This is a genomic window from Variibacter gotjawalensis, from assembly GCF_002355335.1.
Classification (GTDB): Bacteria; Pseudomonadota; Alphaproteobacteria; order Rhizobiales; family Xanthobacteraceae; genus Variibacter; species Variibacter gotjawalensis.
The window spans coordinates 1,409,791-1,436,426 of the sequence record NZ_AP014946.1; the positions used below are offsets into that span (position 1 = coordinate 1,409,791).

General features: G+C 63.7%; 17 protein-coding genes. 11 read left to right on the plus strand and 6 right to left on the minus strand.

What is annotated here, in order from left to right; translation table 11 throughout:
* The first annotated feature begins 18 nt into the window (after positions 1-18).
* The 3 genes from GJW30_RS06825 to ureG are packed head-to-tail and all read left to right on the plus strand — an operon-like array spanning position 19 to position 1,992.
* Positions 19-681: an urease accessory protein UreE gene (locus tag GJW30_RS06825; protein WP_096353363.1), complete on the plus strand. Its 663-nt coding sequence runs from the start codon at positions 19-21 to the stop codon at positions 679-681.
* The gene (locus GJW30_RS06830) at positions 678-1,376 is read left to right on the plus strand and encodes an urease accessory protein UreF (protein WP_096353366.1); all 699 of its coding nucleotides are present in this window, start codon (positions 678-680) and stop codon (positions 1,374-1,376) included. The genes GJW30_RS06825 and GJW30_RS06830 overlap by 4 nt, the downstream gene beginning before the upstream one ends.
* A gap of 1 nt (position 1,377) precedes the next feature.
* A complete protein-coding gene (ureG, locus tag GJW30_RS06835; RefSeq protein WP_096353368.1) occupies positions 1,378-1,992 on the plus strand; it encodes an urease accessory protein UreG in 615 nt (204 codons plus the stop codon).
* Between the two features lie 125 nt (positions 1,993-2,117).
* Here the strand turns inward: ureG and GJW30_RS06840 are convergent, their stop codons facing one another.
* Genes GJW30_RS06840 through GJW30_RS06850 form a run of 3 tightly spaced genes read right to left on the minus strand, consistent with a single transcriptional unit; the run spans position 2,118 to position 6,663 of the window.
* Positions 2,118-4,604 carry a branched-chain amino acid ABC transporter ATP-binding protein/permease gene (locus GJW30_RS06840; RefSeq protein WP_096353371.1) on the minus strand — a complete coding sequence of 829 codons (2,487 nt, stop codon included), beginning with the start codon at positions 4,602-4,604 and terminating at the stop codon, positions 2,118-2,120.
* A 4-nt stretch (positions 4,605-4,608) separates the two neighbouring features.
* On the minus strand, positions 4,609-5,481 hold the full coding sequence (locus tag GJW30_RS06845) for a branched-chain amino acid ABC transporter permease (RefSeq protein ID WP_096353374.1): 873 nt from the start codon (positions 5,479-5,481) through the stop codon (positions 4,609-4,611).
* 3 nt (positions 5,482-5,484) lie between these two features.
* Positions 5,485-6,663: an ABC transporter substrate-binding protein gene (locus GJW30_RS06850; protein ID WP_096353377.1), complete on the minus strand. Its 1,179-nt coding sequence runs from the start codon at positions 6,661-6,663 to the stop codon at positions 5,485-5,487.
* Positions 6,664-6,901: 238 nt separating this feature from the next.
* Between GJW30_RS06850 and GJW30_RS06855 the strand changes: the two genes are divergently transcribed.
* The gene (locus tag GJW30_RS06855; protein ID WP_165391613.1) at positions 6,902-7,324 is read left to right on the plus strand and encodes a nuclear transport factor 2-like protein; all 423 of its coding nucleotides are present in this window, start codon (positions 6,902-6,904) and stop codon (positions 7,322-7,324) included.
* A gap of 159 nt (positions 7,325-7,483) precedes the next feature.
* On the opposite strand, the gene GJW30_RS06860 is transcribed toward GJW30_RS06855, so the two are convergent.
* Together GJW30_RS06860 and GJW30_RS06865 are read right to left on the minus strand one after the other, a co-directional pair.
* Complete coding sequence (locus tag GJW30_RS06860) at positions 7,484-8,791, minus strand: serine hydrolase domain-containing protein (RefSeq protein WP_430727114.1); 1,308 nt, start codon at positions 8,789-8,791, stop codon at positions 7,484-7,486.
* Positions 8,792-8,855: 64 nt separating this feature from the next.
* Positions 8,856-9,632: an enoyl-CoA hydratase/isomerase family protein gene (locus GJW30_RS06865; protein ID WP_096353385.1), complete on the minus strand. Its 777-nt coding sequence runs from the start codon at positions 9,630-9,632 to the stop codon at positions 8,856-8,858.
* Positions 9,633-9,774: 142 nt separating this feature from the next.
* On the opposite strand from GJW30_RS06865, the gene GJW30_RS06870 reads away from it, so the two are divergent.
* The 3 genes from GJW30_RS06870 (at position 9,775) to GJW30_RS06880 (ending at position 14,955) form a co-directional block, all read left to right on the plus strand.
* Positions 9,775-11,103 carry an aspartate aminotransferase family protein gene (locus GJW30_RS06870; RefSeq protein ID WP_096358700.1) on the plus strand — a complete coding sequence of 443 codons (1,329 nt, stop codon included), beginning with the start codon at positions 9,775-9,777 and terminating at the stop codon, positions 11,101-11,103.
* 95 nt (positions 11,104-11,198) lie between these two features.
* Complete coding sequence (locus GJW30_RS06875; protein ID WP_096353387.1) at positions 11,199-12,170, plus strand: TAXI family TRAP transporter solute-binding subunit; 972 nt, start codon at positions 11,199-11,201, stop codon at positions 12,168-12,170.
* A 286-nt stretch (positions 12,171-12,456) separates the two neighbouring features.
* Entirely contained in the window at positions 12,457-14,955 is a 2,499-nt protein-coding gene (locus GJW30_RS06880) for a TRAP transporter permease (RefSeq protein ID WP_430727115.1), read from the plus strand.
* Here GJW30_RS06880 and GJW30_RS06885 read toward each other — a convergent pair.
* Positions 14,952-16,292 carry a formimidoylglutamate deiminase gene (locus GJW30_RS06885; protein ID WP_245408681.1) on the minus strand — a complete coding sequence of 447 codons (1,341 nt, stop codon included), beginning with the start codon at positions 16,290-16,292 and terminating at the stop codon, positions 14,952-14,954. The two genes, GJW30_RS06880 and GJW30_RS06885, sit on opposite strands and share 4 nt — an antisense overlap.
* Positions 16,293-16,407: 115 nt before the next feature.
* On the opposite strand from GJW30_RS06885, the gene hutH reads away from it, so the two are divergent.
* The 4 genes from hutH to treY all read left to right on the plus strand — a co-directional run bounded on the left by hutH (position 16,408) and on the right by treY (position 26,613).
* Positions 16,408-17,946, plus strand: coding sequence for a histidine ammonia-lyase (hutH, locus tag GJW30_RS06890; RefSeq protein ID WP_197703775.1), 1,539 nt, complete (start codon positions 16,408-16,410; stop codon positions 17,944-17,946).
* A gap of 130 nt (positions 17,947-18,076) precedes the next feature.
* Complete coding sequence (locus GJW30_RS06895; RefSeq protein ID WP_096353395.1) at positions 18,077-21,751, plus strand: beta strand repeat-containing protein; 3,675 nt, start codon at positions 18,077-18,079, stop codon at positions 21,749-21,751.
* 384 nt (positions 21,752-22,135) lie between these two features.
* Positions 22,136-23,890, plus strand: coding sequence for a malto-oligosyltrehalose trehalohydrolase (gene treZ, locus GJW30_RS06900; RefSeq protein WP_096353398.1), 1,755 nt, complete (start codon positions 22,136-22,138; stop codon positions 23,888-23,890).
* Positions 23,890-26,613: a malto-oligosyltrehalose synthase gene (gene treY, locus GJW30_RS06905; RefSeq protein WP_096353401.1), complete on the plus strand. Its 2,724-nt coding sequence runs from the start codon at positions 23,890-23,892 to the stop codon at positions 26,611-26,613. Before treZ ends, treY begins: the two co-directional genes overlap by 1 nt.
* Positions 26,614-26,636 lie beyond the last annotated feature (23 nt).

Below are 26,636 nucleotides of genomic sequence, written 5' to 3' on the forward strand. Positions count from 1 at the left end.
CGACCGAGAGGAACTTCGATGTCCCGTCCCCGCGCTTTCGCGGTCAAGCCCGCCGGCAAGCTCGCCCAAGAGCCGTTCGATTTCGTCGAATTGCCGCATGACGGCCGCTACCGCCGCCGCATCACGATGCGCACCGAGGGCGATCTCGTGTTCCTGCTCGATCTCGAAGAGGCTGTGCATCTGCGCCACGGCGACGGCCTTGTGCTCGATGATGGTCGCATCATCGGCGTCGTCGCGGCGGATGAGCCGGTCGCCGAGATCACGGCGAGCGACGCGCACCATCTGACGCGGCTCGCCTGGCACATCGGCAATCGCCACGTGCCGGCGCAGATTCTGGCCGACCGTATCCGCATCGCTCCCGATCCCATCATCGAAGAGATGGCGCGCGGCCTTGGCGGCACGGTGGAGAGCCTGTTGGCGCAGTTCGATCCGGAAGGCGGTGCTTACGAGGCCGCCGAAGCGCACGGCCACGCTCATGCGCACAGCGCGCATAGCCATTCGCATAGTCACGCGCATGCGCACAGTCATTCGCATTCGCACGATCATGGCCAAGATCGCAGCCACGTGCATGGCCCGGGCTGCGGCCACGATCACGTGCACGACGAGAATTGCGGCCACGGTCATGCTCATGACCATGCGCACGATCACGCGCATCATCACGGCCACGCGCATAAATCATGACGCCGTGGCGTGAGCCGGATCAGCTCTCGCTCGCCAAATTGATGGCGTGGCTGTCGCCGTCCTATCCGGTCGGCGCATTCTCATACTCCGGCGGCATCGAGTGGGCGGTCGAAACCGGCGACATCGCGAGCGCCGCGACGCTCGAAGCCTGGATCGCCGCTTTGCTGCGCGACGGCGGCGCATTCTGCGACGCGGTCTTCTTCATCCACGCGTATCGCGCCGTGAATGACGAGCAGGACGCGACGCTGCGCGGCGTCGCGGAGCTTGCCGCAGCCTTCACGCCATCGAAAGAGCGCCACCTGGAGACGACCGCGCAAGGGCGCGCCTTCTTCGACACGACATGCAAGGTGTGGCCTTGCCCGGCGCTCGATCGGCTCGCGCGCGTGTGGGACGGGCCGATCGCCTATCCGATCGCCGTCGGTGTGACATGCGCGGGTCATGATATCCCTCTGCCGCAAGCGCTGACGGCTTATCTGCATGCGCTGGTCGCGAACTACATCTCGGCCGGCGTGCGCCTCGTGCCGCTGGGCCAAACCGACGGCCAACGCGTACTCGCCGCGATGACGCCGGTGATCGCCGAAACGTGCGAGCGCGCTTTGGTCGCGCGGCTCAACGATGTCGGCGGCGCGACGTTCCGCGCCGATCTCGCAAGCCTTCATCACGAAACGCAGTACACAAGACTGTTCAGGAGCTGACATGAGTAACCACGGTCCTCTTCGCGTCGGCGTCGGCGGTCCGGTCGGCTCCGGCAAAACCGCGCTGATGGATGCGCTCTGCAAACGCCTGCGCGATCGTTACGAGATCGCCGCGATCACCAACGACATCTACACGAAGTGGGACGCCGAATATCTGGTCCGCTCCGGCGCGCTCGACGCTGATCGGATCGCAGGCGTCGAAACCGGCGGCTGCCCGCATACCGCGATCCGCGAGGATGCGTCGATCAACCTCGCGGCCGTCGCCGACATGCGGCAGAAATTTCCGAACCTCGATCTCGTGTTGATCGAGTCGGGCGGCGACAATCTCGCGGCGACCTTCTCGCCGGAGCTCGCTGACATCACGATCTACGTCATCGACGTTGCGGCCGGCGAAAAGATCCCGTCGAAAGGCGGCCCAGGCATCACGCGTTCGGATTTGCTGGTGATCAACAAAACTGACCTTGCACCGCATGTCGGCGCATCGCTCGACGTGATGGATCGCGACTCCAAGCGCATGCGCGGCCAGCGACCGTTCGTGTTCACGAACTTGAAAACCGGCGACGGCATCGAAGCTGTCACGAAATTCGTCGAAGAGCGCGGCGGGCTTTCGTCGTAGCGAAGTTCTCCGTCATGGCCCGCTTCATGCGGGCCATCCACGTCTTGCTTCCTAACTGACTCAGCCAAGACGTGGATGGCCCGGACAAGCCGGGCCATGACGTGGAGCTTTAGATTGGCGGTGAACTACTCCGCCGCCTCGACCTTGCCGAGATAAGCCGCCTCGAGGGCTTTATCGCCGCGCAGCGTATCCGGATCGCCCGAACGCACGATGCGACCCGACTCGATGACATAGCCGCGATCCGCCACCGTCAGCGCCATCGCGGCCATTTGGTCGACGAGTAGGATCGTGACGTCTTCGTCGCGCAGCTCGGAGAGAATGTCGAACACTTCGTTGATGATCGCAGGCGCAAGGCCGAGCGACGGCTCGTCGAGCAGCAGAACGCGCGGCTTTGCCATCAGCCCGCGCGCGATCGCGAGCATCTGTTGCTCACCGCCGGACAACAGCCCGGCGCGCTGATCGATGCGCTCGCGCAAGCGCGGGAAGCGGTCAAGCAGCGCTTCGATCTCGCTCTCGTCGACGTCGGAACGCCAGAACCCACCGAGCCGCAGATTGTCGCGCACCGAGAGTTCCGGAAACACCTGACGGCCTTCCGGCACCAAGACGAGCCCCTTGGCGGGCAGGCGGTGCGCTTCGGTCCTCTCGATCGACTCGCCATCCAGCATGATGGCGCCGACGACAGGGCGAAGCAGGCCGGAAGCCGCGCGCATCGTCGTCGACTTGCCGGCGCCGTTCGCGCCGAGCATCGCGACCATCTCGCCGGCTTTGATGTCGAGGCTGATCTCGTTGAGCACCGGCGCGGCGCCGTAACCAGCCGTGAGCTTTTCTATCGCGAACAAAGGGCGATCCGAAGCTTTCAGATCGAACATGCGCGGGCGCTCGCGCATCTCGGTGCCGCCGAGATAGGCGCGCAGCACCTTCGGGTCCTGCCGCACGTCGGCGGGCTTGCCGTCGGCGATACGCTGACCGGCATCGAGCACCACGATGTGATCCGAGATGCCCATCACAAGCGCCATATCGTGCTCGACCAAGATCACGGCGACGCCCGCATCTGCGATCCGGCGGAGCAGCAGCGACAGTTCTTCCTTCTCGCGTCGCATCAGGCCGGCGGCCGGTTCGTCGAGCAGCAGCACGCGCGGCTGTGCCGCGAGCGCGCGCGCAATCTCGACGAGGCGGCGATCGACGTGCGGCAGATTGCCGGCAAGTTCCTCGATTGAGCCGCGATAGCCAACGAAAGCGATCAGCGCTTCGGCGATCTGCCGCGCCTCGGCGCGGTCGAGCGGCATCACCAGCGAGCCGAGCTTGCCGCGCCGCAGCGCGAGCAGCACGTTGTCGAGCACGCTCATCGCCTCGAAGAGCCGCGTCGTCTGATACGTGCGCGCAATGCCACTGCGCGCGACGCGCCACGCGGGTTCGCCGGCGAGTTCGTTGCCCGCGAGCGTCACGTTGCCGGCGGTCGGCTTGTAGAAGCCGCCGATCATGTTGAGCACGGTCGTTTTACCGGCGCCGTTCGGCCCGATCACGCTGGTGACCTGACCGGGCTGCGCCGTGAAGCTCACGTCATGCGCCGCGCGAATGCCGCCGAACTGGATCCCGAGACCGGCCACCGAAAGAGCCGCGCTGGTGTCGGCCTGACGCAACCAAGCGACCGCGTCGAACCCGTCGGCATTGGCAAGACGCGCGGCGGCCCGTGGCCAAAACCGCTGCAGGCTGCCGAGAATGCCGCTCGGCGCCAGCCACAACACGACGAGCAGCAACACGCCGAAGAAGAGAAGGCGGTATTCCGCGAAACTCGAAAGCAGCTCCGGCGCGACGACGCTGACGGCTGCGCCGACCGCCGGTCCGAGCACCCAGCCGGCACCGCCGACCACGACGGCGAGCAGGAACAGGATCGACTGTGAGAACGGGAACGACTCAGGCGAGATGAACATCAACAGTGGCGCGAAGATGCCGCCCGCGATGCCGGCGAAGAAGGCAGAGAGTGCGAAAGCCAGCGTCTTGATCGTTGTCGGGTTGAGGCCGATCGAGCGCGCCGCGGTCTCGCTGTTCGCGACCGCAAGCATTGCCTTGCCCCACGCGCTCGCCGCGATCCGCGCAAAGAGATATGTCGAGATGCCCGCGATCACGATCGCCAACATGCCCATCTCGCGTTCGCCGAATATCTTGCCAAAAAGATGCGGCGCCTGCAGCCCCATCAGTCCGTTCTGGCCGCCCGTGACAGGCTTCCATTCGATCAGCACATGCTGGACGATGAACGCGAACGCGATGGTGACCATCGCGAGATAGGGGCCGGTGATGCGCAATGCCGGCAGCGCGAGCGCTGCGCCGAGCAATGCGGCGACGAGCCCGGCGAGCGGCAACGCGATCCAGAAGTCGACGTGCTTCAAGGTCAGTACGCCGACCGTGTAAGCGCCGATCGCGTAGAACGCGACGTGGCCGAACGACATCTGTCCGGCGAGACCGACCAAAATGTTGAGGCCAACGCCGACGATCGTTGCCAGCGCGACAAGCGCGAGCACGAACGGCGTATAGCCCTCCGAGTAGGTCGCGAAGGCAAGCGCCGCCGCTGTGAGCGCGAGAATGAGGAGAGACTGGTAGCCGCTCTTCGCCATGCCGTCAGACCTTGTTGACGGCGGCGCGGCCGAGTAGCCCGTTCGGCATGAAGGCGAGCGCGAGGATCACCACCGAGAACGAGATGATCTGCGTGTGCGAGGAACCGAGAAACGCTGTCGTCAGCGTTTCGATCAGTCCGAAGATCAAACCCGCCAGCACGACACCCCAAGCCGACGTGATGCCGCCGAGGATCGCGACCGCAAAGGCCTTGATGCCGAACAGCGTGCCCATATCCGAGTTGACGCTGAACAGCGGCGCGATCAGCACGCCCGCTATGCCGGCAAGCGCGGCCGAGAGAATGTAGGAGAAGACGATCGCGCGGCGAACGTCGATACCCATCAGCCGTGCCGCGTCGGTGTTCTGCACGACGGCGAGCAGCGCCTTGCCGTAGCGCGTGCGCGTCGCGGCAAAATGCAGCGCCACCGCAAAAGCGAGGCCGACCACCGGAATGACGAGCTGCAGCGGGTAGACGCCGGCGCCAAAAATATCGACCGGCTTGATCGCAAGCGGCGAGGGCAGGGCGCGCGGCTCCTTGCCGAATGTGAAAAGCACGATGTTGTCGAGCACGATGCCGCCCGCAACCGTCGCCATCAGCCACGCGTTGGAGCCACGGCTCGCGAAGGGGCGCACCAGCGTGCGCTCGACGACGGCGCCGAACAGCGCGCAGCCGATGATCGCCAGCAGGATGGCGAGCGGCATCGGCCAGCCGAGCGTCACCGCGAAGGTGAAGGCGAGCACCGCCCCCAACATGACGGTCGACCCTTGCGAGAAGTTGACCGTGTTGGAGACGATGTAGGTGACGTGGAAACCAAGCGCGATCAGCCCATACATGGCGCCAAGGCCAAGGCCCGAGATGATCGCGGAGGTAACGAGCATGCGTTAGTTCGTCAGCGGCAGAATTTCGCCGTCCTTGAAGTAAGTGAAGACGTAATCGTCGGCGCCGAGCGCGTCGTGGTTCTCCTTCGAGAACGGCTTCTGATACGTCTTGATCAGACCTTCGTATTTCTCGATCTGATAAAGCGCATCGCGCACCTTGGTGCCGTCGCTGCTGCTGGCTTTCGTCACCGCGAGGCCGAGGAGGTGCATCGCGTCGTAGGCATTCGCGATACCTACAGCCGGTGTCACGTCGGCCATCGACTTGATCTCCGGATACTTCTTCTTCAGCGCGGCGAGCACCGCCTCACCCTTCGGCGAGAGCTTGCCGGAGAAGGAGTAGGTCTGGATGAAATGCACCTTCGAGGCGCTCGGGCCCGCGAGCTCCGAGAAACGGCCGCCGGCCGGTCCCCAATGCGAGACGATCGGCACATCCCAGCCCATGCGGTCGAGCGATTTGACGACCTGCGAGGAGGGCGCAACGTTGGCGACGAGGAACAGCGCGTCGGCGCCGGCCTGCTTGAGGCGCGTCAGTTGCGGCACGACGTCGACATCGCCCGTCTCGAATTTCTCGATCGCCGCATACGGGATGCCCTTGGCGGCGAGCGCCTTCTTGAGGCCCGCCTCGTTGGATTCGCCCCAGGGGTTGTTGATGAGGATCATGCCCGGCTTCTTCACGCCGTACTTCTTGATCGCATAGGCGAGCATCGCTTCGTCGACGATCTCATCGACGGCCGAAACGCGGAACGCATAATTGTCGGCCGCGCCGTTGCGGGTGATCGGCGTGCCGGCAGCCCAAACGCCCATGAACGGCACCTTGGCGGAATTCGCATACGGCACGATCGCGATGGACACCGGCGTATCGAGGCCGCCGATCAGCGCCGCAACCTTCTCGCGCTGAACGAGTTCGCGCGCCGCGGTTGCGCCCTTCGCCGGATTGCTTTCGTCGTCGCGCACGACGAGCTCGACCTTGCTGCCGTTGAGGCCGCCGGCCGCATTGATCTCATCGATCGCGAGCGAAAGGCCGCGCACAATGGCTTCGCCGGATTTCGCCGATTGTCCCGACATCGCGGCGACGAGGCCGAATTTGATGGTGCTCTGGGCCTGCGCCGGGAGGCCGGCCAGCAGGACGAGGCCGCCGGCGAGGATCGCGCGCCGGTTCCACGCGCCGAGTTTATGGGTCATGATCGCGTCTCCCTAAGGTCGTGTCCGATTGCCTCGGCTCTTTCGCAAACCGTATGCCAGTGAGGCGAGGCCGAAAGTGTACGCGAATTTCCTCTCGCCGCGAGTTGCTTGCCTACCGGGGGTGCAACTTTCTGTATGGCTGATCAAATCGTATGCAATTATGGATACGAATGACAAGTGAAATTGTATACGATTTTGGATCGCGTTACACTGCCCACAGCAGAGTGAGGAGCCGATGATGAGCAAACCGCTTCCCAAGGTCACCGACGAGACCGCCGCCGCTGCCGATATCGTCGAACGCTTCCTGGTCGCCTCGATGGTGCCGGACCCGGAGACCGCCGCGACCTTCATCAGTCCAGAGCTGAAGATCACCTTCACGGGCGGCCGCAAATACTCCCACCCGCGCGAGACCGCGGCGTTCAACGCCGGCCGTTACAAGTGGGTGAAGAAGAAGATGGATCGCACGGACGTCTCGCCTGGTGTCGGCGAAACGATCGTCTACAACACCGGCACGCTTTACGGCGAATGGCCGGACGGCACGCCGTTCGAAGGCAACCGCTACGTCGATCGCTTCGTCGTGCGCGACGGCAAGATCGTCCAAATGGATGTTTGGAATGACAGCGCCGAGCGCTTGCTCACGCGCCACGGCATCAAGGCGTAAATCAAACCACCGTCATCCCGGACGGGCGCTTCGCGTAGCGAGCGCACGGTCCGGGATCCATATCCCCTGTGCCATCGACTTGAGTTCAGCGATTATGGATTCCGGGCTCGCTTTGCTTGCTCCGCAAGCTACGCGCCCCGGAATGACCAGCGTCTCAGGCTACTGCCCCAGCGTTTTCGCGAGCGCTTCGTAGGTCGGCAGCGTCACGGGATCGTTCACGCCGTTTGCAGCCTGCGGATGCGACGCATAGCGGACGACAACCATCTCGGCCTTCGGATCGACGTAGATCGCCTGGCCATAGATGCCGCGCGCGACGAAAGCGCCGTTGGCGTTGTTCGTCATCCACCACATGTTGCGATAGGCCCAACCCTTGAGCAGCGGATAACCCGCCTTGGCGAACTTCGCCGGATCGCCGCTCTTGCGAATATCCGCGACCGCTTCCTCCGGAACGATCTGCTGGCCGTTGAAGCGACCGTTGTTGCGGATCATCTCGCCGAAGCGTGCGAGATCGCGCAGCGTCGTCGCGAGCCCGCCGCCGCCTGATTCCGTGCCGATACTGTCGACCATGAAGTAGGCGTCTTCTTCCGCGCCGAGCTTCTGCCAGATTTCGGTCGAGAGCAGGTCCGCCATCGACTGTCCGCTCGCGCGTTTGACGATCCCGGCGAGAACTTCCGCGTTCGACGTTTTGTAAGCGAAGGCGTCGTCATGCGCGCCTTCCTTTTCGAGCTTCACGAGAAATTCGAAGGACGTCTTCGGCCCCGCATAGCCGGGAGGTTGCGGCAGCATGCCGCCGGCGCGCGCGTAGTCAAACACTTCGGCTTTCGGGTCCGAATAGTTCTCCGAGTATTTGACGCCGATGGTCATATCCATGACCTGACGCACCGTCGCGTCGCCATAAGCGGACGACGCCAGCTCGGGCACGTAGCGCGTCACCGGCGAAGCGGGGTCGAGCTTGCCCTTCGCGACGAGCGTCGCGGCAAGTGTACCGACAAAAGACTTCGTCACCGAGAATGCGAGATGCGGCCGGTGCGCAGCACCTTCGCCGAAGTATTTCTCGTAGACGATCGCGCCTTTGTGCATCACCAGCAGGCCGTCGGCGTAAGTCAGCGCGGGCACATCCGCGAAGGTGATCTGCTTGCCGTCGAGCGTCGTGATCGCGATGCCGTCGAGATCGCGCAGCGCGCGCGGCAGCTTCGATGGGACGCCTTCGCCCCGCCAGACGCCGGCGGTCGGCACGAGTTCGCGGATGTGGTTGAAGCTCCAGCGCGTGCCCGGAAAGCGGCTACTCGAGCCATCGCCGAAGCGGACGAGCTTGTCGGGCGCCGGCGGAAAGCCCTGCATCACGCCGTTTGTCTTAGGGTCGCTGGCGGCAGCGCTCTGCGGCGGCGCGGGAGATTGGGCTGCGGCGGCGTGGGCCACGATAACGAAAGCCGCCGACAGCGCGGCGGCGCGATACGAGCGAAGCATCATTCCTCCCGGACTTTGTTGAGGCGATGCTAGCCTCGACGCGGTCCAGGAGGAAGACCTTACCTTAGGTGTTCGTCCACTGCGGCTCGCGCTTTTCCGTGAAAGCTTTGACGCCTTCGCGGAAATCGTTGCTGCCGTATGTCTCGCGGACAAGATCTTCGCCATCGAGTACGAAAGCTTCCGTCGACCGGCGAAGTGCCTCTTTCGAAACGCGCATCGTGATCGGCGCGTTCTTGACGAGGCGGTCCGTCATCTCCTTGACGCGCGCATCGATCTCTTCCGGCGGGACGACGGCGTGCACGAAGCCGAGACGCTCGGCGGCTTCCGCCGTGAGCAATTCGCCGAGCAGCAGCATGCGCTTTGCGACAGCCGGGCCTACGTTGGCAACGAGGCGCGCGACGTTACCGGTCGACATGCAGTTGCCGAGCGTGCGCGCGATCGGCACGCCGAACTTGGTGCCAGGCGTTGCGACGCGGAAGTCACAGACCGAAGCGATTGCCATACCGCCGCCGACCGCGAAGCCTTCGACGACCGCGATGGTCGGAATGCCCAGCGTCTCGAGGCCGGTCAGAAAGCCTTCGATCTTCTTCTCGTAGGCGAGGCCGTCTTCCGGCTTCTTGAATTCGAGGAACTGCGCGATGTCGGTGCCGGCGATGAACGCCTTGCCGCCGGCGCCGCGGAATACGGCCGTGCGCACGCTCTTGTCGTTCCGCAGTTCGTTACAGATCGCGACGAACTCGTTGTACATCTTCCACGTCATGGCGTTGCGCGCCTGCGGCCGGTCGAACGTTACGTAAGCCACTGGGCCTTCGCGGACGAGCCGCACTTCACCATCGCTCATTGGATCGATCCTTTTTCGTTATGGGTCATCGCATAAAGCAATCGGGCGGCGTCCTCAACCGCGCACAATGCCCGCAATCGGCGCTTGCGTTTTGGGCAGCGCGCAGGTTTCCTTCGGCAAAACATCCGCTGGAAAACGCGATATGACTCATATCCTTCACCGCAATATCCGTCCGACGATGCCGACCGCTGCGAGCAGCAAGGGTATCCGCATCACGGACACCAACGGGAAGGAATATATCGATGCCTCCGGTGGTGCCGCGGTGTCCTGCCTCGGCCATGCCCATCCGGATGTGACGAAGGCGCTGCACGAGCAGCTCGACCAACTTGCCTATGCGCACACCAGCTTTTTCACGACGAGCGTTGCCGAGGAACTCGCCGACACACTCATCAAGGACGCGCCGGACGGCATCTCGCACGTCTACTTTCTCTCCGGCGGCTCGGAGGCGATCGAGACCGCTCTAAAGATCGCGCGTCAGTATTTTGTCGAGATCGGCCAGCCGCAGCGGCGCTACGTCATCGCGCGCGATCAGAGCTATCACGGCAACACGCTCGGCGCTTTGGCGACCGGCGGCCATGCGGGACGGCGCAAGATGTTCGCGCCGATGCTGTTCGAAACGCATCATATCGCGCCGTGCTACGAGTATCGTCATCGCCAGGCCGGTGAGAGCCTCGAAGCCTACGGCGAGCGCGCCGCGAATTTGCTCGAAGCGAAGATCCAAGAACTCGGCGCCGAGAACGTGATTGCATTCGTCGCCGAGACGGTCGGCGGCGCGACGGTCGGCGCCATCGCGCCCGCGCCGGGCTATTTCAAGCGCATCCGCGAGATCTGCGACCGCCATGGCATTCTACTGATCCTCGACGAAGTGATGTGCGGCATGGGCCGCACCGGCACGCTGCATGCCTGCGAGCAGGATGGCATCGCGCCTGACATCATGACGATCGCGAAAGGCCTCGGCGGCGGCTATCAGCCGATCGGCGCGACGCTGATGCAGCAGAAAATCTTCGACGCCTTCGACAAAGGCGGCAACTTCCTGCACGGCCACACTTACGTCGGCCACCCGATGGCCTGCGCGGCTGGCCTCGCAGTCCAGAAAGTCATCAAGCGCGACAAGCTGCTCGACAACGTGAAACAGATGGGCGGGCTCCTCCATCGCCGCCTGTCCGAGCGTTTCGGCAATCACCCGCATGTCGGCGATATTCGCGGCCGCGGACTGTTCCAGGCGATCGAGCTTGTCGCCGACCGCTCGTCGAAGACGCCGTTCGACGCGAAACGCAATCTCCACGCGCGCGTAAAGGCCGCCGCCATGGCCCGCGGGCTGATGTGCTACCCCTCGGGCGGCACCGCCGACGGCAAGAACGGCGATCACGTTTTGCTCGCGCCGCCCTTCATCGTCGACGCTGTTGCCATCGATGCGATCGTAGAGCGCCTCGGCGATGCGGTCGATGCGGCCGTCGCCGAAGTATCGTGAGCCGAAAGCGTGCGACTTTAAGCATGGTAACCGCCGCTGATGACACGTTGGTCCGGATGTGGTGTCTTTAGCGCCAGCAAACCTCGGGGGGTTTTATGACTGGTAAGTTTAGCTATGCGGTCTCTGTAGCCGCACTCGGCATTGCGCTCTCGATCGGGCCGGCCAGCGCGCAGCAGAAATTCGTCACCATCGGCACCGGCGGCGTGACCGGCGTGTATTACGCGGTCGGCGGCGCGATCTGCCGCCTCGTCAACAAGGACCGCGCCAAGCATGGCATTCGCTGTTCGGTGGAATCGACCGGCGGCTCGGCCTTCAACGTCAACACGATCAAGGCCGGCGATCTCGATTTCGGCATGACGCAGTCGGACGTGCAGTTCAACGCGATCAAAGGCGAGGGCCAGTACAAGGACAACGCTTACGGCGATCTCCGGGCGGTCTACTCCGTGCACCCCGAGCCCTTTACGGTGCTCTCGCGCAAGGAAGCCAACATCGCCAAGTTCGAGGACTTCAAGGGCAAGCGCTTCAATGTCGGCAATCCGGGCTCCGGCACGCGCGCCTCGATGGACCAGCTTCTCGCCGAGATGGGCTGGAAGATGACCGACTTCTCGCTCGCATCCGAACTCAAGGCCGACGAACACGGCCCGGCGCTGTGTGACAACAAGATCGACGGCTTCTATTATGGCGTCGGCCATCCGTCGGCGAACATCCAAGACCCGACGACGACTTGCGGCGCGAAGCTCGTGTCGCTGGCCGGGCCCGCCATCGAGACGCTGCTTAAGAAGTATCCGTATTACGCCAAGGCGACGATCCCGGGTGGCATGTATTCGGCGAACCCGCAGCCGACCGAAACTTACGGCGTGCTCGCAACGCTCGTCACCTCCGCGAAGGTTCCCGAAGAAGTCGTCTACACGATCGTCAAGGCGACGTTCGAAAACTTCGATGAGTTCAAGAAATTGCACCCGGCCTTCGCCAATCTCGATCCGGCGAAGATGGTCGTCGACGGCAATTCGGCGCCGCTGCATCCGGGCGCAGCGAAATATTACAAGGAGCGCGGTTGGCTGAAATAATCAGGTCCTAAGACATCGAGGCTTGGCGGAGCCTCGCTCGTCCCTATCCGCGTGAGCGGATCCGTAAGCGTCCGGCAGAACGCGAATAACGAAATGCTCTCGGCCGACATGGGCGTGCTGCCGCACGCGGGCCGGACTCTCGCTCTCCCGCGAGAGTGAGCGAGTCTGAGGCACAACCGCTATGACGCCCTCCACTGCTACGCCGGCCAGCAAGGCCGAACTCGAACAAATCGTCGCCGAGGCCGACACCGGGGGGCGCAAGCTCTCCGGCAACACGGCGCGGCTGATGACCTACGTCGCCATCGCGTGGTCGCTGTTTCAGCTCTGGTATGCATCGCCTCTGCCGTTCATGGTCGGCTTCGGTGTCTTCAACGACACGTCGGCGCGCGCGATCCATCTCTCCTTCGCGCTGTTCCTCGCCTTCACGGCTTACCCGGCGCTGAAGTCGTCGCCGAACACGCGCATTCCCATCACGGATTGGCTGCTGGCTGGAGCCGCCATCGCGACCGTGATGTATCTCGTCGTCTTCTACAACGCGTTGGCGCTTCGGCCCGGTCAGCCGACGACGGCCGATCTCGTTATCTCCGTCGCCGGCGTCATCTTGTTGCTCGAAGCATCGCGGCGCGCCGAAGGCCCGTGGATGCCGGTCATCTCGATCGTGTTTTTGCTTTACGTCTTCTGCGGCCCGTATTTGCCCGGATTGATGGCGCACAAGGGCGCGTCGATCTCGCGAGCCGCCTCGCACTTTTGGCTAACGTCTGAAGGCGTGTTCGGTGTCGCGCTCGGCGTCTCGATAGCCTTCATCTTTCTTTTCGTGCTGTTCGGCGCACTGCTCGAAAAAGCCGGCGCCGGAAATTACTTCATCCAGCTTGCCTTCTCGTTGCTCGGTCAATTCCGCGGCGGACCCGCGAAGGCGGGCGTCGTCTCGTCCGGTCTCACCGGGATGATCTCGGGCTCGTCGGTCGCCAACGTCGTGACGACCGGCACCTTCACGATCCCGCTGATGAAGCGCGTCGGCTACACGCCCGTGCAGGCCGCCGCGATCGAATGCGCGGCCGGCGTCAACGGCCAGTTGATGCCGCCCGTGATGGGCGCGGCTGCATTCCTCATGGCCGAGTATGTCGGCATCACTTACGCGGACGTTGTGCGGCACGCATTCTTGCCTGCGATCATGACCTACGGCGCGCTCTTTTACATCGTCGACATCGAAGCGGCGAAGAAAGGCATGACCGGCATCGCGCGCACGCGCCGACGCTCGCTCGCGCAGGGCGCGATGAAGGCGCTGTTGACCTTCTGCGGTTTCGTTATTCTGGCCGGCCTCATCTACTACGGGCTCGGCTGGACCAAGAAAGCCTTCGGCGAAGCCGCGAGCATCGCGGCTCTTGCGACGGTGATCGTCGGCTACGTCGCACTCGTCTGGCAGCGCGCGCGTTTTCCGGATTTGCCGCTCGACGATCCGAACCAATCTTTCGTCACGGTCCCGGATTTTTACGAAGTCGCGCGCACAGGCTTGCACTTCATCTTGCCGGTCTCGGTGCTGATCTGGTGCCTCATGGTGGAGGAGATGTCGCCCGGCCTCGCCGCATTCTGGGGCACTGTCGCGATGGGCGCTCTCGTGTTGACGCAGCGCCCGCTGACGGCCTTCTTCCGCAAACACGATACGCTCGGCGCTGAGTTCCGCGAGGGCGTGCGCGAATTCTTCGGTGGTCTCGAACTCGGCGCCCGCAACATGGCGGGTGTCGGCATTGCGACCGCCGCCGCCGGCATCGTCGTTGGCACCGTGACACTCACGGGTGTCGGCCTCGTTATGACGGAGCTTGTCGAACTCCTGTCCGGCGGCTCCTTCGTTGTGATGCTCGCGCTCACCGGCTTGATCTGCCTCGTCCTCGGCGCCGGTCTGCCGACCACGGCGAGCTACGTTGTCGTCGCGACGTTGATGGCGCCCGTCATCGTCGAACTCGGCGCACAGAACGATATCGCGGTGCCGCTCATCGCGGCGCATATGTTCGTCTTCTACTTCGGCTTGATGGCGGACGTATCGCCCCCCGTCGGCCTCGCCGCTTATGCGGCGGGAGCGATCGCGGGCGCGGACCCGATGAAAGTCGGCTGGCAGGGCATGCGTTACGAAAACCGCACCGCGCTCCTGCCGTTCGTGTTCATCTACAATCCGGCGATCCTGATGATCGACATCGGCGGGCCGTTCCATTTCATCATGGTGGTGACGTGCTGTGTCCTCGCGATGGGCGCGTTTGTCGCGGCCAGCCAACATTGGCTCATCGTGCGCAATCGCATCTGGGAAACGCTGGCGTTGCTGCTCATCTGCTTCACGCTGTTCCGGCCGGGTTGGTGGCTCGATTGGATCAAGCCGCCTTACACGGAAGCGCCTGCGAGCCAGCTCTTGCAGGAAGTCCAAAAGCTCCCGACTGGCGGCAGCTTGCGCGTGCGGGTCACCGCGCAGGACATTCGCGGCGACAATGTCGACAAAACATTCCGCTTCACCATCGGCGCCGGCAACACGCCGCAGGAGCGGCTGAACACGGCAGGTCTGACGGTACGTCAGGCCGGCGACATCGTGATGATCCAGGCGATCCGTTTCGGCAGCGAAGCGCGCAAGTTCGGCCTGCAGCAGGGCGACGAGATCAAGGCTGTCGTGGTCCCGGCCGAGCGGCCGTCGCCGTATTGGTTCGCGATCCCGGCATTGCTGTTGTTCGGATTTATTATCTTCCTCCAGAAGCGGCGGCAGCGCGAGGCCGTCGCGGCACTGCCGAAGCTCGTGACGGTCTAAGCCGACAGCACACGTCGCATCGCCTCGCCGTAGCGGCGGGCGATCGCGTCGCGCGCGATGTGGCGGCCGTTCGCGACGACTTTCTGTCCACGGCTCCAAACGTCCTGCACGGCATTCGCGCGTCCGCCCGAGCCAGCCGCGAAAATCCACGAGTCGAGGATCTGCTCGGCCGGGCGGCCGATGAGGCTCGGATGCTCGACGTCGAGTGTCACGACATTCGCCTCGTTGCCGACGACAATCGCACTCGCTGCGCCGAGCGCGCGTGCGCCGCCTTCGAGCGCCGAGCGATAAAGCGTCTCACCGGTCGACGCGCCTTCCTGCGTCGTCATCACGTTGCGCTGGCGATACTGCAGCCGCTGCGAGTATTCGAGCTGACGCAATTCGTCGGCGGCTCCTATGAGGATATTTGAGTCGCTGCCGACGCCGTAAAGCCCGCCCGCGCCCGCGAAGGTCGCGCCGTTGAAAGTGCCGTCGCCGAGGCTCGCTTCCGTCAGCGGACACAGCCCCGCGACCGCGCCGCTGTAAGAAAGCTTCGCGGTCTCGTCGGGCGTCATATGCGTCGCATGGATGAAGCACCAGCGCGTATCGACCGGCATATTCTCCAGCAGCCACTGAACCGGGCGCCGCTCGCTCCAGGCGAGACACGCGGCGACTTCCTTGATCTGCTCCGCAACGTGAATGTGGATCGGCGACGCACCGCCGATCTCGATCGCGGCGAAGAGTTCGTCCGGCGTGACGGCGCGGAGCGAATGCGGTGCGATACCGACCACGCTGCCCTCGACGCTCTCCGTAGCGGCGCGAGAAGCTTCATGCAGTTTCGCGAATTGGTCGACCGAGTTGATGAATCGGCGTTGCCCGGGGTCGGGGTTCTGACCGCCGAAGCCGCCATGCACGTAAAGGCTCGGCAATAGCGTGAGGCCGATGCCGGTGAGATTCGCCGCGGCTGCGATGCGCTCGGCCATCTCGGCAATGTTGTCGTAGGGCTGCCCATCCGGGCCGTGATGCAGATAGTGAAATTCGCCGACGCGCGTGAAGCCGGTCTCCAACATCTCGCAATAAGCGAGCGCCGCGATAGCTTCGACATCCTCCGGCGTGAGCGCCTCGAGAAATCGATACATCACCTCACGCCACGTCCAAAAGCTGTCCGAGCTCGGGCCTCGCGTTTCCGAAAGTCCCGCCATCCCGCGTTGAAACGCATGGCAGTGCAGGTTCGGCATTCCGGGCACGCCGATGGAATAGCGTTCGTCGCCGGCTTCCGGCGGCACGCCGACATCGATGCGCGAAAACGCGCCGTCCGCGATCAGTACGCGGACTTCCTGCGCCCATCCTTGCGGCAACAGGGCTTGGCGAAAATGGAGAGCCGAGAATGACAAGGAAGCCTCACGACGGCGCGGATCGCGCAACTTACAATACGGCTAGACGCCGCGAACCGAAACGGGAACACTGCGCGGAATGATCACGATTACACCCGGTCAAGCAAGTCTCGACGATTGGCGCGCCATTCACGCCGGCGCGCAGGTGCGGATCGATCCCGCGGCGGAAGGCGGCATCGCCGCGAGCGTCGCGGCGGTCGAAGCGATCGTCGCCAAACAGGATGCGGTTTACGGGATCAATACGGGTTTCGGCAAACTCGCCAGCGTTCGCATCGCGCGCGAGGATTTGACTGAACTTCAACGCAATATCGTCTTGTCGCATGCAGCCGGCGTTGGTCCGCCGATGGCGCGTGCCAACGTTCGCCTCATGATGGCGCTTAAGCTCGCGAGCCTGTCGCGCGGCGCCTCCGGCGTCCGCCCAGCGACACTCGATCTTCTCACCGCGATGTTGGAGCGCGACATCGTCCCGGTCGTGCCCTCGCAGGGCTCTGTCGGCGCGTCCGGTGATCTCGCGCCGCTCGCGCATATGACGGCCGCGATGATCGGCGTCGGCGATGTGTTTGTCGGCGGCGCCAGGGTGCCGGCAGAATCTGCGCTCAAGAGCGCGGGCCTCAAGCCTATCGTGCTTGGGCCCAAAGAGGGGCTGGCGCTCCTCAACGGCACGCAATTCTCGACGGCCGAAGCACTCGCCGGCTTGTTCGCGATCGAGCGGGCCTTCCACGCCGCGCTCGTCACCGGTGCGCTGTCGGTCGATGCCGCGAAGGGCTCCGACACTCCGTTTGATCCGCGTATTCATGCGCTGCGCGGCCATCGCGGCCAGATCGATGTCGCAGCCGCCTTCCGCGATCTCATCGCGGGCAGCGCGATTCGCGCCTCGCACCTCGTCGGCGATCCGCGCGTGCAGGACCCGTATTGCCTGCGCTGCCAGCCGCAGGTGATGGGCGCCGTGCTGGACATGGTGCGCTTCGCCGCCGGTACGTTGCTGACCGAAGCGAACAGCGTTTCGGACAATCCACTGATCTTCGCCGACACCGGCGAGGCTTTGTCGGGGGGCAACTTCCACGCCGAGCCTGTCGCCTTCGCGGCGGACCAGCTCGCCATAGCGGTTTGCGAGATCGGCTCGCTGTCGGAACGCCGCGTTGCCATGTTGGTCGATCCGGCCTTGTCCGGCTTGCCCGCATTCCTGACGCCGAAGCCGGGGCTCAATTCCGGTTTCATGCTCGCGCAGGTGACGGCGGCGGCGCTCGTCTCCGAGAACAAGCAGCGCGCCTATCCGGCGAGCGTCGACTCGATCCCGACCTCGGCCAATCAGGAAGATCACGTCTCGATGGCCGCGCATGGCGCCCGCCGCCTCGGCGCGATGGCGCGCAACCTGACCAACATCGTTGCGATCGAACTTCTAGCGGCCGCGCAAGGTTGCGAATTCCACGCGCCGCTGCGCTCCAGCGATCCGCTCGAGGCCGTACGGGCACTGCTGCGCGAACGCGTCGCGCCGCTCACCGACGATCGCTATTTCGCACTCGACATCGCGGCCGCTGCCGAACTCGTTCAGTCCGGCGCATTGAGCCGCACCGTCACGATTGCGCTCCCGCCCGTCGACGCGTCGGAGACTCGCTGACCGCTGTCCACAGCGACGAAACGGTCATCTCGGCGTTACCGCACTGTCAATTTTCTCTGGTTGTTTGCGCGCCAACTGAACGGCGCCGCGATTCACATCCGCACGTGGCGCTCCAACAAGAAGAAAATCCATGGCGGCCGGTTCCAAAGCAAAATCCCCCGTTGCGTCCTCGAAGAAAATTCAAGCGCTGCTCAGCGATGGCGACGATACGCAGGAGATCCGCGCTGGAGAGCCCGTCAATGGTCCGCTTGACGGCGGTGCCGGCAACGACACGCTGAAGCTTATCGGCCCGGGCCTGGATTCCCTCGGCGCGAATCAGAACTTCGAGAATCTCGACGTTCAGAGCGGCACGTGGAGCGTGAACAGCGCCGCCTACGACATGATCAACATCCGCGCCGGTGCGATGGTGACGTCGCAATTGCGTCTTGCGCCGCAAGGCGACCTCGGGGTCTCGGCCGGCGCCACGCTTCTCGTGACGAACGGCACTAACGCCGTGACTTCGACGGGCGCAGGAAATGTCGACAATGCGGGCTCGATCATTGCGCTTGGCGCAACCGCGAACGCGATCAACGGCGGCACGCTCTACAATCGCGTCGGCGGCTTGATCCTCGCACAGCTCGCCGTCATCGTTTCGGAAGCCGCAGCAGCGCCCGGCAATGAGATCGTCAACGAAGGCATGATGCAGAGCCTCTCCGGCCGCGCCATTGTGCTCAACGGCGACGCCGGTGATCTGCTCGTCAACACCCGCACGGGTTCGATCGTTGGTTCGGTCGAGACGGGCGGTGGCAATGATCTGATCACCAACCAAGGCTCAATCGCGGCAGCAGGCGGCACCGCGATCGACGCCGGCGCCGGCAACGACACGGTCAACCTGCATGCCGGTTCGACACTCGTCGGCAAAGTCATCCTCGGCGCCGGCAATGATGTGCTGTCGTCGCAGATGGCGGGCGCGCTCGACATCGACGCAGGCGACGGCCAGGACTCGATCGCGACGGGTGACGGCAACGACCGCATTCTCGGCGGCGCCGGCATCGATCTCATTCACGCAGGCGGCGGAAACGACATCATCGAAGGCGGCGCGGACAACGATACGCTCAACGGCGGCACCGGCAACGATATCATCGATGGCGGCGCTGGCGAAGACACGGCGAGCTTCTACGACGATGCTGCCGGCGTCACGGTCAATTTCGCAACCGGAACGGCGACCGGCGCGGCAAGCGGCAACGATACGCTGATCAGCATCGAGAAGGTCATCACGGGTACAGGCAACGACACCATCATCGTCTCGACCGCCGGCCCGCTGCCGACCGGCATCGACGGCGGCGCGGGCACCGACACCGTCCGCCTGATCGGAACCGGCACCGGTGCACTCGTTGCGACGACGGGCGTCGAAAACCTGGTCGTCCAGCAGGGCACCTGGACCGCTGCTGCGAGCGACTACTCGGCCGTCACGATCCAAGGCGGCGCGCGCCTGAACAGCACCGTGAACCTCAACAACAACGACAAGCTCACGGTCGAAACCGGCGGCATTTTGGCGAACCCGACGGCGATCAACTGGGCCGGCGGCGGCAATGCGATTGTCGACAATGCGGGCCGCATCGAAAGTTCGACCCGCGTGCTCAACACGACGGCGGGCGCGACCGGAACGCTGACCTTTAACAACCTGATCGGCGGAACGGTCGTTGGACCGATTACACCGGCAGGCGCAGGTCAAGCCGACGCCGTGATCACGCTCAACAATGCCGGCACGATCGAGTCCGGCGTAGACGGCCGCGCAATTGATTTCCGCACTTTCGACAACAACGGTGCGAACGCGGTGATCAATAACAACGTCGGCGGAATCATCCGGAAGATCGGTGGCGATGATGCTGACGTCATCCGTCCGGGTGCTGACGCAACGGTCAACAACCGCGGCACGATCACGACGGTGGCGGGTTGGGCCGGCGGCGGCGATGCAATCGACTTCCAAGGCGACGCTGGCGGTAAGGTCAACAACTGGGGCTTGATCGAGGGTTCGAAACACGCGGTGACGGGCTCGCAAGCGCTGACGGTCGTCAACAACGGCACGATGATCGGCCGCAACGGTTCGGCCGTAAATATCGACAACGGTGGCACCGAAGCCGAGAAAGTGTTCATCACCAACAACGCGGGCGCCGTGATGGAAGGCCGTTCCGCCGAACTCGGCGACTCGGATGGCGATGCGGTCGATGTCGACGGCCTCGCGCAGATCCTCAACTACGGCCGCATCTCCGGGCTCGGTCACCAGGGTTACCACGACGGCGAGCCGAACGTGTCGGAAGGCATCGCGATCGGGGGCGGCACCATTCTCAACTATGGGAAAGACGCGATTATTTACGGGTATGGTCGCGCCATTCAGGTCGACAATTCGGGCAATGCAAACGCGCTCGGCAAGACATTCATCAACAACGAAGGCCTGATCCAAGGCGATGGTCATGGTCCGGAAGGCGTGAGCGCAGCCGATGCCGCGCGCTTCGATCTGCGCGGCAACGAGGCAGTCAACCTCGTCGGCGACTATGCGGACGAACTGCTGAACCAGAGCACGGGCCGCATCGTCGGCGGTGTGTCGATGGGCGGCGGCAACGACCACCTGCAGAGCCTCGGCGCATTTGTTGCGACCGGCGGCTCCGCGATCGATATGGGTGCCGGCAACGACACGGTCTATTTCTATACCGGCACGACCGTGCAAGGCACCGTGCTACTCGGCACCGGCGACGATCTCGTTCTGTCGACCGCCGACACATCGCTCGTCATCGAAGGCGGTGATAGCGACGATCAGATGTACATCGGCGGCTACACCGTGGGCGACGACATCCTGAGCGGGGGTGCCGGCAACGATCGTATCTACGCTGGCATCGGCGAAGATCAAATCGACGGCGGCATCGGTAACGACGCGCTCTACGGTGAGGCCGGCGACGACCTCATTCTCGGCGGCGCAGGCGACGACACGATCGACGGCGGTGCCGACGATGACGTGCTCTACGGTGATGCCGGCAACGACACGATGATCGGCGGTCTCGGTGACGACATCCTCAAGGGCGGCGCCGACAACGACACCTTCATCATTACGAGCACGGCGGATGGCCACGATAAGTACGATGGCGGCGCGGGCATCGACACCGTCGACTTCAGTGCCGTCACGGCCGCGGTCACTCTGACGCTGCGTGATACTGGTACGTCGTCCTTTGCGACCGATACGTTCGAGAATATCGAGAACGCGATCGGCGGCAGCGGAGCCGACAAGTTGACGGGCAACGCGTTCGCCAACGTGCTGGTCGGCAACGGCGGTGACGACATCCTCAAAGGCGGTGCCGGCGACGATCGTCTCGAAGGCGGCGAAGGTGCCGACGACCTCGATGGCGGTGCCGATAACGACACGCTTCTCGGTGGTGCCGATAACGACATCATCAAGGGTGGTGCCGGCAACGATATCATCATCGGCGGCGCCGGTGCGGATACGCTGACGGGCGGTGCCGGCAACGACGTCTTCGTCTTCACGAGCATCGGCGACGGCATCGATACGATCACGGATTTCCGTACGTCCGGCGCATCCGAGGACCACTTCCAGTTCTCGGCGTCGATGTTCACCGGCTTCACGGGCGACGACGCCTTCGACTTGATCGGCTCCGGCTACCTCCGAGCCGTTGCGGCGAATGGCTCGACGCAGATTCAGGTCGACGTCGACGGCGGCGGCAACAACTTCCAAACACTCGCCATCGTGAACGGCACGATCAGCAACGGCATTCTGGCTGACCATGTCGCTTTGCAGTTCGAGCTCATTGCGTAGTCAACGTTCAAGAAAGAATGCCGCGCTGGCAACGGCGCGGCATTTTTTTGTGCCATCGCGTGGGTGTTTGAACGCTCGCGTACGATCCCGGAAATTTTACGCCGCTTTTACGAAACACGCCTGCCGTGAACGCATTGACGTGTCCTGATGGGAGAATAGGCGAGCCACGCCTAACGATCCGGCACACGGGAGTGGAACGTGCCAGGGCTATTCCGCGTTTATACCGTTGACGACCGGGGGCGTACCGATGGCGAGGCGATTGTCCTCAACGTCGACAGTGTCGATGCTGCCATCCGGAAAGCACGGAAACTCGCGAAGGAGCATGCAGTTGAGCTTTGGCACGGAGAGCGCCGCGTCGCGCGCATACCCAAAGATGAATAGCCGATGAGCGACGGTTTCGGGCCGCTCGCGACGCGCGACGGTGTTCTTTTTCGGCTTTGGGCTCCCTCCGCCAACCAAGTGCGTCTTCTGCTCGACGGGCAGGCGCTGCCGATGCGAGCCGACGGTGGTTGGTATTCCGTCCAAGTGCCGGCTGTCTCGGACGGCTCCTCGTACCTATTTGAGATCGACGGCGATTTGCGCATGCCGGATCCTGGATCGCGCTTTCAGCCGGATGATGTGCATGGGCCGAGCGCGGTCGCTCCCGAGACATACGGCTGGCGATGCAAAGACTGGAAGGGGCGACCCTTTGCGGAGGCCGTCTTCTACGAGCTTCACATCGGCACGTTCACGCCGGAAGGCACGTATCGGTCCGCGATCGACAAGCTCGATCATCTCGTCGCTTGCGGCATCACGGCGCTCCAAATTATGCCGCTCTCGGATTTCCCCGGCCGGTGGAATTGGGGCTACGACGGCGTGCTGCCGTTCGCGCCGGATTCAAGCTACGGCACGCCCGACGACCTCAAAGCCCTGATCGACACCGCGCACGAACGCGGCCTGATGGTCTTCCTTGACGTCGTCTACAATCACTTCGGGCCGGACGGAAACTATCTGCACGGCATCGCGCGCGAAGCCTTCTCGGACGCACAGACACCGTGGGGCGAGGCGATCGATTATCGCAAAACGCCGATGCGCTCGCTTGTCGTCGAGAACGTGCTCTATTGGCTGCGCGATGTCCGCTTCGATGGACTGCGCTTTGACGCCGTCCACGCCATCGTCGTGCCGGGCGAGCCGAACATCCTCGCCGAGATCAGCCACGCGGCAGGCGAGCTTGCGCGCGAGACCGGCCGCCACATTCATCTCGTGCTCGAGAACGACGACAACGCCGCGCAGTGGCTTGACCCGTTGCGGGACGTGCCGAACGGCCGCTATCGCGCGCAATGGAACGACGACTATCATCACGCCTGGCACGTGCTGCTGACCGGCGAGACGGCCGGCTATTACAAGGATTATGACGACGCCGGCCGCCGCATCGCGCGGAGCCTCGCCGAAGGGTTCGTCTATCAGGGCGAGGCCTCACGCCATCGCGATGAGACGCCGCGCGGAGAGCCGAGCGCGCAGCTGTCACCACTCGCTTTCGTCAATTTCCTGCAGAACCACGATCAGATCGGCAATCGCGCGCTCGGCGAGCGTCTGACCGTGCTGGCAAAGCCCGAAAGTCTGATCGCTGCGCACACGATACTGCTGCTCGCACCCGCGCCGCCGATGTTGTTCATGGGCGAGGAGTGGGGCGCGCGCGAGCCGTTCCCGTTCTTCTGCGATTTCAAAGGCGACCTCGCGAATGCCGTACGTGAAGGCCGCAAACGCGAATTTGCCGAGGCGTATGCGGACAGCGCGCAAGACGTGCCGGACCCGCTCGCCGAGAGCACGTTCAAATCCGCCAAACTCGATTGGTCGGTGCTTAAAGTGTTCGAGCACGAGGAACGTCTGCATCTGACAGCCGAGCTCCTGCGGCTGCGCCGCGAACACATCGTTCCTTTTGTCGCCGACGCGAAGAAGATCAACGGGCAAGCCCGCTTCGATACCGGCTTTCTCGTCGCCGCGTGGGCCACCGAGACGCAGAAGCTCACGCTGATCGCCAACCTTAGCGATCACGATATCGACGCTGACGTGCCAAGCAGCAAGACCCTGATCTGGGGCGGCACTGTGCCGAAGCGTTTGCCGCCGTGGTCCGTCTATTTCAGCATCGGGGATCGCTGATGCCGCCGCGCATTCCCGTCGCGACTTATCGCGTTCAACTGACGAAAGACTTCGACTTCGACGCGGCGGCTTCGCTCGTGCCGTATCTGAAAGACCTCGGCATCTCGCATCTCTACGCGTCGCCGTTTCTCAAAGCGCGCCCTGGTTCGACGCATGGTTATGACATCGTCGACCACAATCAGCTCAATCCAGAACTTGGCGGCGAAGCGGGCTTTGTGCGCCTCTCCGATGCGCTCGCCGCTGCCGACATGGGCCTGATCCTCGATTTCGTGCCCAACCACATGGGCATCGGCTTGTCCGACAACGCGTGGTGGCTCGACGTTCTCGAATGGGGCCAGCAATCGCCTTACGCGGCATCATTCGACATCGACTGGACCGGCCTGCCGCATCGCAACGCGCCCGGGGTTCTGTTGCCGATCCTCGGCAAGGCTTACGGCGACGTGCTGCGCGACGGCGAAATCGAACTGCGTTACGACGCGGAAACCGGCAGCTTCGCGGCTTGGTACTACGAGCACAAACTGCCGATCAATCCGCAGCGCTACGGCGAACTCCTCCGCACGCTGGTGACGGCCGCGAGCGCGCACGATATCGAGGCCGGGCAGGCGATGATCACCCTGGCACAGCGCTCGCGCGAACGCGAAGCTCCGACCTATGACGACGCCAAAATACTCAAGCGCGATCTCGCCGCGATCCCATACGCGGACGCGATTATCGCGCGCGGCCTGAGCGAGGCTTACAGCGCCGGCAACGAAACCGGCCGCCTCGCGTTGCATCGCTTGCTGGAGCGCCAAAACTACCGCATCGCTTATTGGCGCGTCGCGTTCTCTGCGATTAACTATCGCCGCTTCTTCGACATCAACGATCTCGCCGGGCTGCGCGCCGAGCATCCGGCGACGTTCCGCTTGATGCACGGGCTGGTCGCGCAATTGATCGCGGAGGACCGCCTCCACGGTATTCGCCTCGACCACATCGACGGGCTGCATGATCCGGCGCAATACGCGCGCCGCCTGCGCGAAATGATCCGCCGCGTGACCAAAGACCCGCGGCGGAATTTCTACGTCGTCATTGAGAAAATCCTCGGCCACGACGAGCCGTTGCCGCATTTCTCTGGCGTTGCCGGGACGACCGGCTACGAGCGCCTCAACGTCATCATGCAGGCGTTCCTCGATCTTGCAGGCTTGCCGTCGCTGGAAGAGACGTGGCGCGATTTCACGGGCGAACGCGCGACGTTTGTCGCGATGCTGGCCGAAGCCAAGCAGATCGTCATCACGACGATGCTGGCGAGCGAATTCACTGTTCTGGCGCGCGCTTTGTCGCGCATCGCTGCCGGCAATCCTGCGACGCGCGATTACACGCTCGACCGCATTCGCGCTGCCCTGCAGGCCTACACGATCGAGTTTCCGGTCTACCGCACCTATATCGCGCGCGCGGACGTATCGGACGCCGACCGCATTTTGGTCGACGCCGCTACCGAGCGGGCGCGCGACAAATGGCGCGGACCAGATCCCGAAATCTTCGATTTCCTTCGCGACGCCATCACGCTCGATATCGCGACGAAGCCGGGTTACAGCCCGCGCCGGGCGCGCGCTTTCGCGTTGCGCCTGCAGCAATTCACCGGACCGCTGATGGCGAAGGCGCTCGAAGATACGACCTTCTATCGCTATCACCGCCTTGTCGCGCTGAACGAAGTCGGCGGCGAGCCCGCGCATCCCGCGACATCGCTCGACGAATTCCACGCGAATGTCGCGGCGCTGGCGAAGGCTGCGCCGCATGGCATGACCGCGACTGCCACGCACGACACCAAGCGTGGAGAAGACGCGCGCATGCGCATCCTCGCGTTGTCGGAACTGGCACCGGAATGGCGCGAGCGCGTTCAGACATGGCGTGCGATGAACGAAAGCGTGTGCCGCGAGGCAGGCGAGCCGTCGCGCGCACACGAGTACATGCTCTATCAGGCGCTCATTGGCGCATGGCCCGACAAGATCGACGCCGATTTCGTCGCCCGCATGGAGGGCTACGCCGTCAAGGCGATGCGCGAAGGCAAGCAGCAGACGAGCTGGACGAACACGAACGAGACGTACGAGCGCAAGGTCATCGCATTCCTCCATGCGGTCCTCGATCGGAAGCGCAGCGCTGCCTTTCTCGACGACTTTGCCGCCTTCGCCGAGCGCACGAGTTTCATCGGCGCGCTGTCGAGCCTCTCGCAGCTGGCGCTTAAGATTTTGCTGCCCGGCATTCCGGATTTCTTTCAAGGCACGGAGTTCTGGGACACTTCGCTGGTTGACCCCGATAACCGCCGTGCGGTCGACTACCATCTCCGCCGCGCGCGTCTCGCAGACGATGCGCCGCCTGCCGATTTCAAAGCGAGCCTCCGCGATGGCTCGCTGAAATTCTGGCTAACGCGGAAGCTTCTGCAAATCCGCAACGATAGCGCCGATCTTTTCCGCGATGGAACGTACGAGCCTATCGATCTTTCCGAAGAAGCGGGGGACAACGTTGTCGGCTTCAAGCGTTCATCGCGCCACGGCGAGATCGCGATCGTTGTCGGCCGCCACTTTGCGCAGCTGACGAATGGCGGCAAAGCCCTTCCGCAAGCTTGGAAGGGCGAGACACCGGTAAACAGTGCGGAAGATTTGTTGTGGGGCGGGACTCGCGATAGGGAAACCCTGAGTTTCTCTCAGCTTTTCCATCGGTTGCCGGTCGCTGTCCTGCGCATCAAGTAGCAGCACGGAACCATTATCCCCGC

Coding starts and splice junctions, on each gene's coding strand:
- GJW30_RS06825 (WP_096353363.1), top strand. CDS start 19: ATGTCCCGTCCCCGCGCTTTCGCGGTCAAGCCCGCCGGCAAGCTCGCC.
- GJW30_RS06830 (WP_096353366.1), top strand. CDS start 678: ATGACGCCGTGGCGTGAGCCGGATCAGCTCTCGCTCGCCAAATTGATG.
- ureG (WP_096353368.1), top strand. CDS start 1,378: ATGAGTAACCACGGTCCTCTTCGCGTCGGCGTCGGCGGTCCGGTCGGC.
- GJW30_RS06840 (WP_096353371.1), bottom strand. CDS start 4,604: ATGGCGAAGAGCGGCTACCAGTCTCTCCTCATTCTCGCGCTCACAGCG.
- GJW30_RS06845 (WP_096353374.1), bottom strand. CDS start 5,481: ATGCTCGTTACCTCCGCGATCATCTCGGGCCTTGGCCTTGGCGCCATG.
- GJW30_RS06850 (WP_096353377.1), bottom strand. CDS start 6,663: ATGACCCATAAACTCGGCGCGTGGAACCGGCGCGCGATCCTCGCCGGC.
- GJW30_RS06855 (WP_165391613.1), top strand. CDS start 6,902: ATGAGCAAACCGCTTCCCAAGGTCACCGACGAGACCGCCGCCGCTGCC.
- GJW30_RS06860 (WP_430727114.1), bottom strand. CDS start 8,791: ATGCTTCGCTCGTATCGCGCCGCCGCGCTGTCGGCGGCTTTCGTTATC.
- GJW30_RS06865 (WP_096353385.1), bottom strand. CDS start 9,632: ATGAGCGATGGTGAAGTGCGGCTCGTCCGCGAAGGCCCAGTGGCTTAC.
- GJW30_RS06870 (WP_096358700.1), top strand. CDS start 9,775: ATGACTCATATCCTTCACCGCAATATCCGTCCGACGATGCCGACCGCT.
- GJW30_RS06875 (WP_096353387.1), top strand. CDS start 11,199: ATGACTGGTAAGTTTAGCTATGCGGTCTCTGTAGCCGCACTCGGCATT.
- GJW30_RS06880 (WP_430727115.1), top strand. CDS start 12,457: ATGACCTACGTCGCCATCGCGTGGTCGCTGTTTCAGCTCTGGTATGCA.
- hutH (WP_197703775.1), top strand. CDS start 16,408: ATGATCACGATTACACCCGGTCAAGCAAGTCTCGACGATTGGCGCGCC.
- GJW30_RS06895 (WP_096353395.1), top strand. CDS start 18,077: ATGGCGGCCGGTTCCAAAGCAAAATCCCCCGTTGCGTCCTCGAAGAAA.
- treZ (WP_096353398.1), top strand. CDS start 22,136: ATGAGCGACGGTTTCGGGCCGCTCGCGACGCGCGACGGTGTTCTTTTT.
- treY (WP_096353401.1), top strand. CDS start 23,890: ATGCCGCCGCGCATTCCCGTCGCGACTTATCGCGTTCAACTGACGAAA.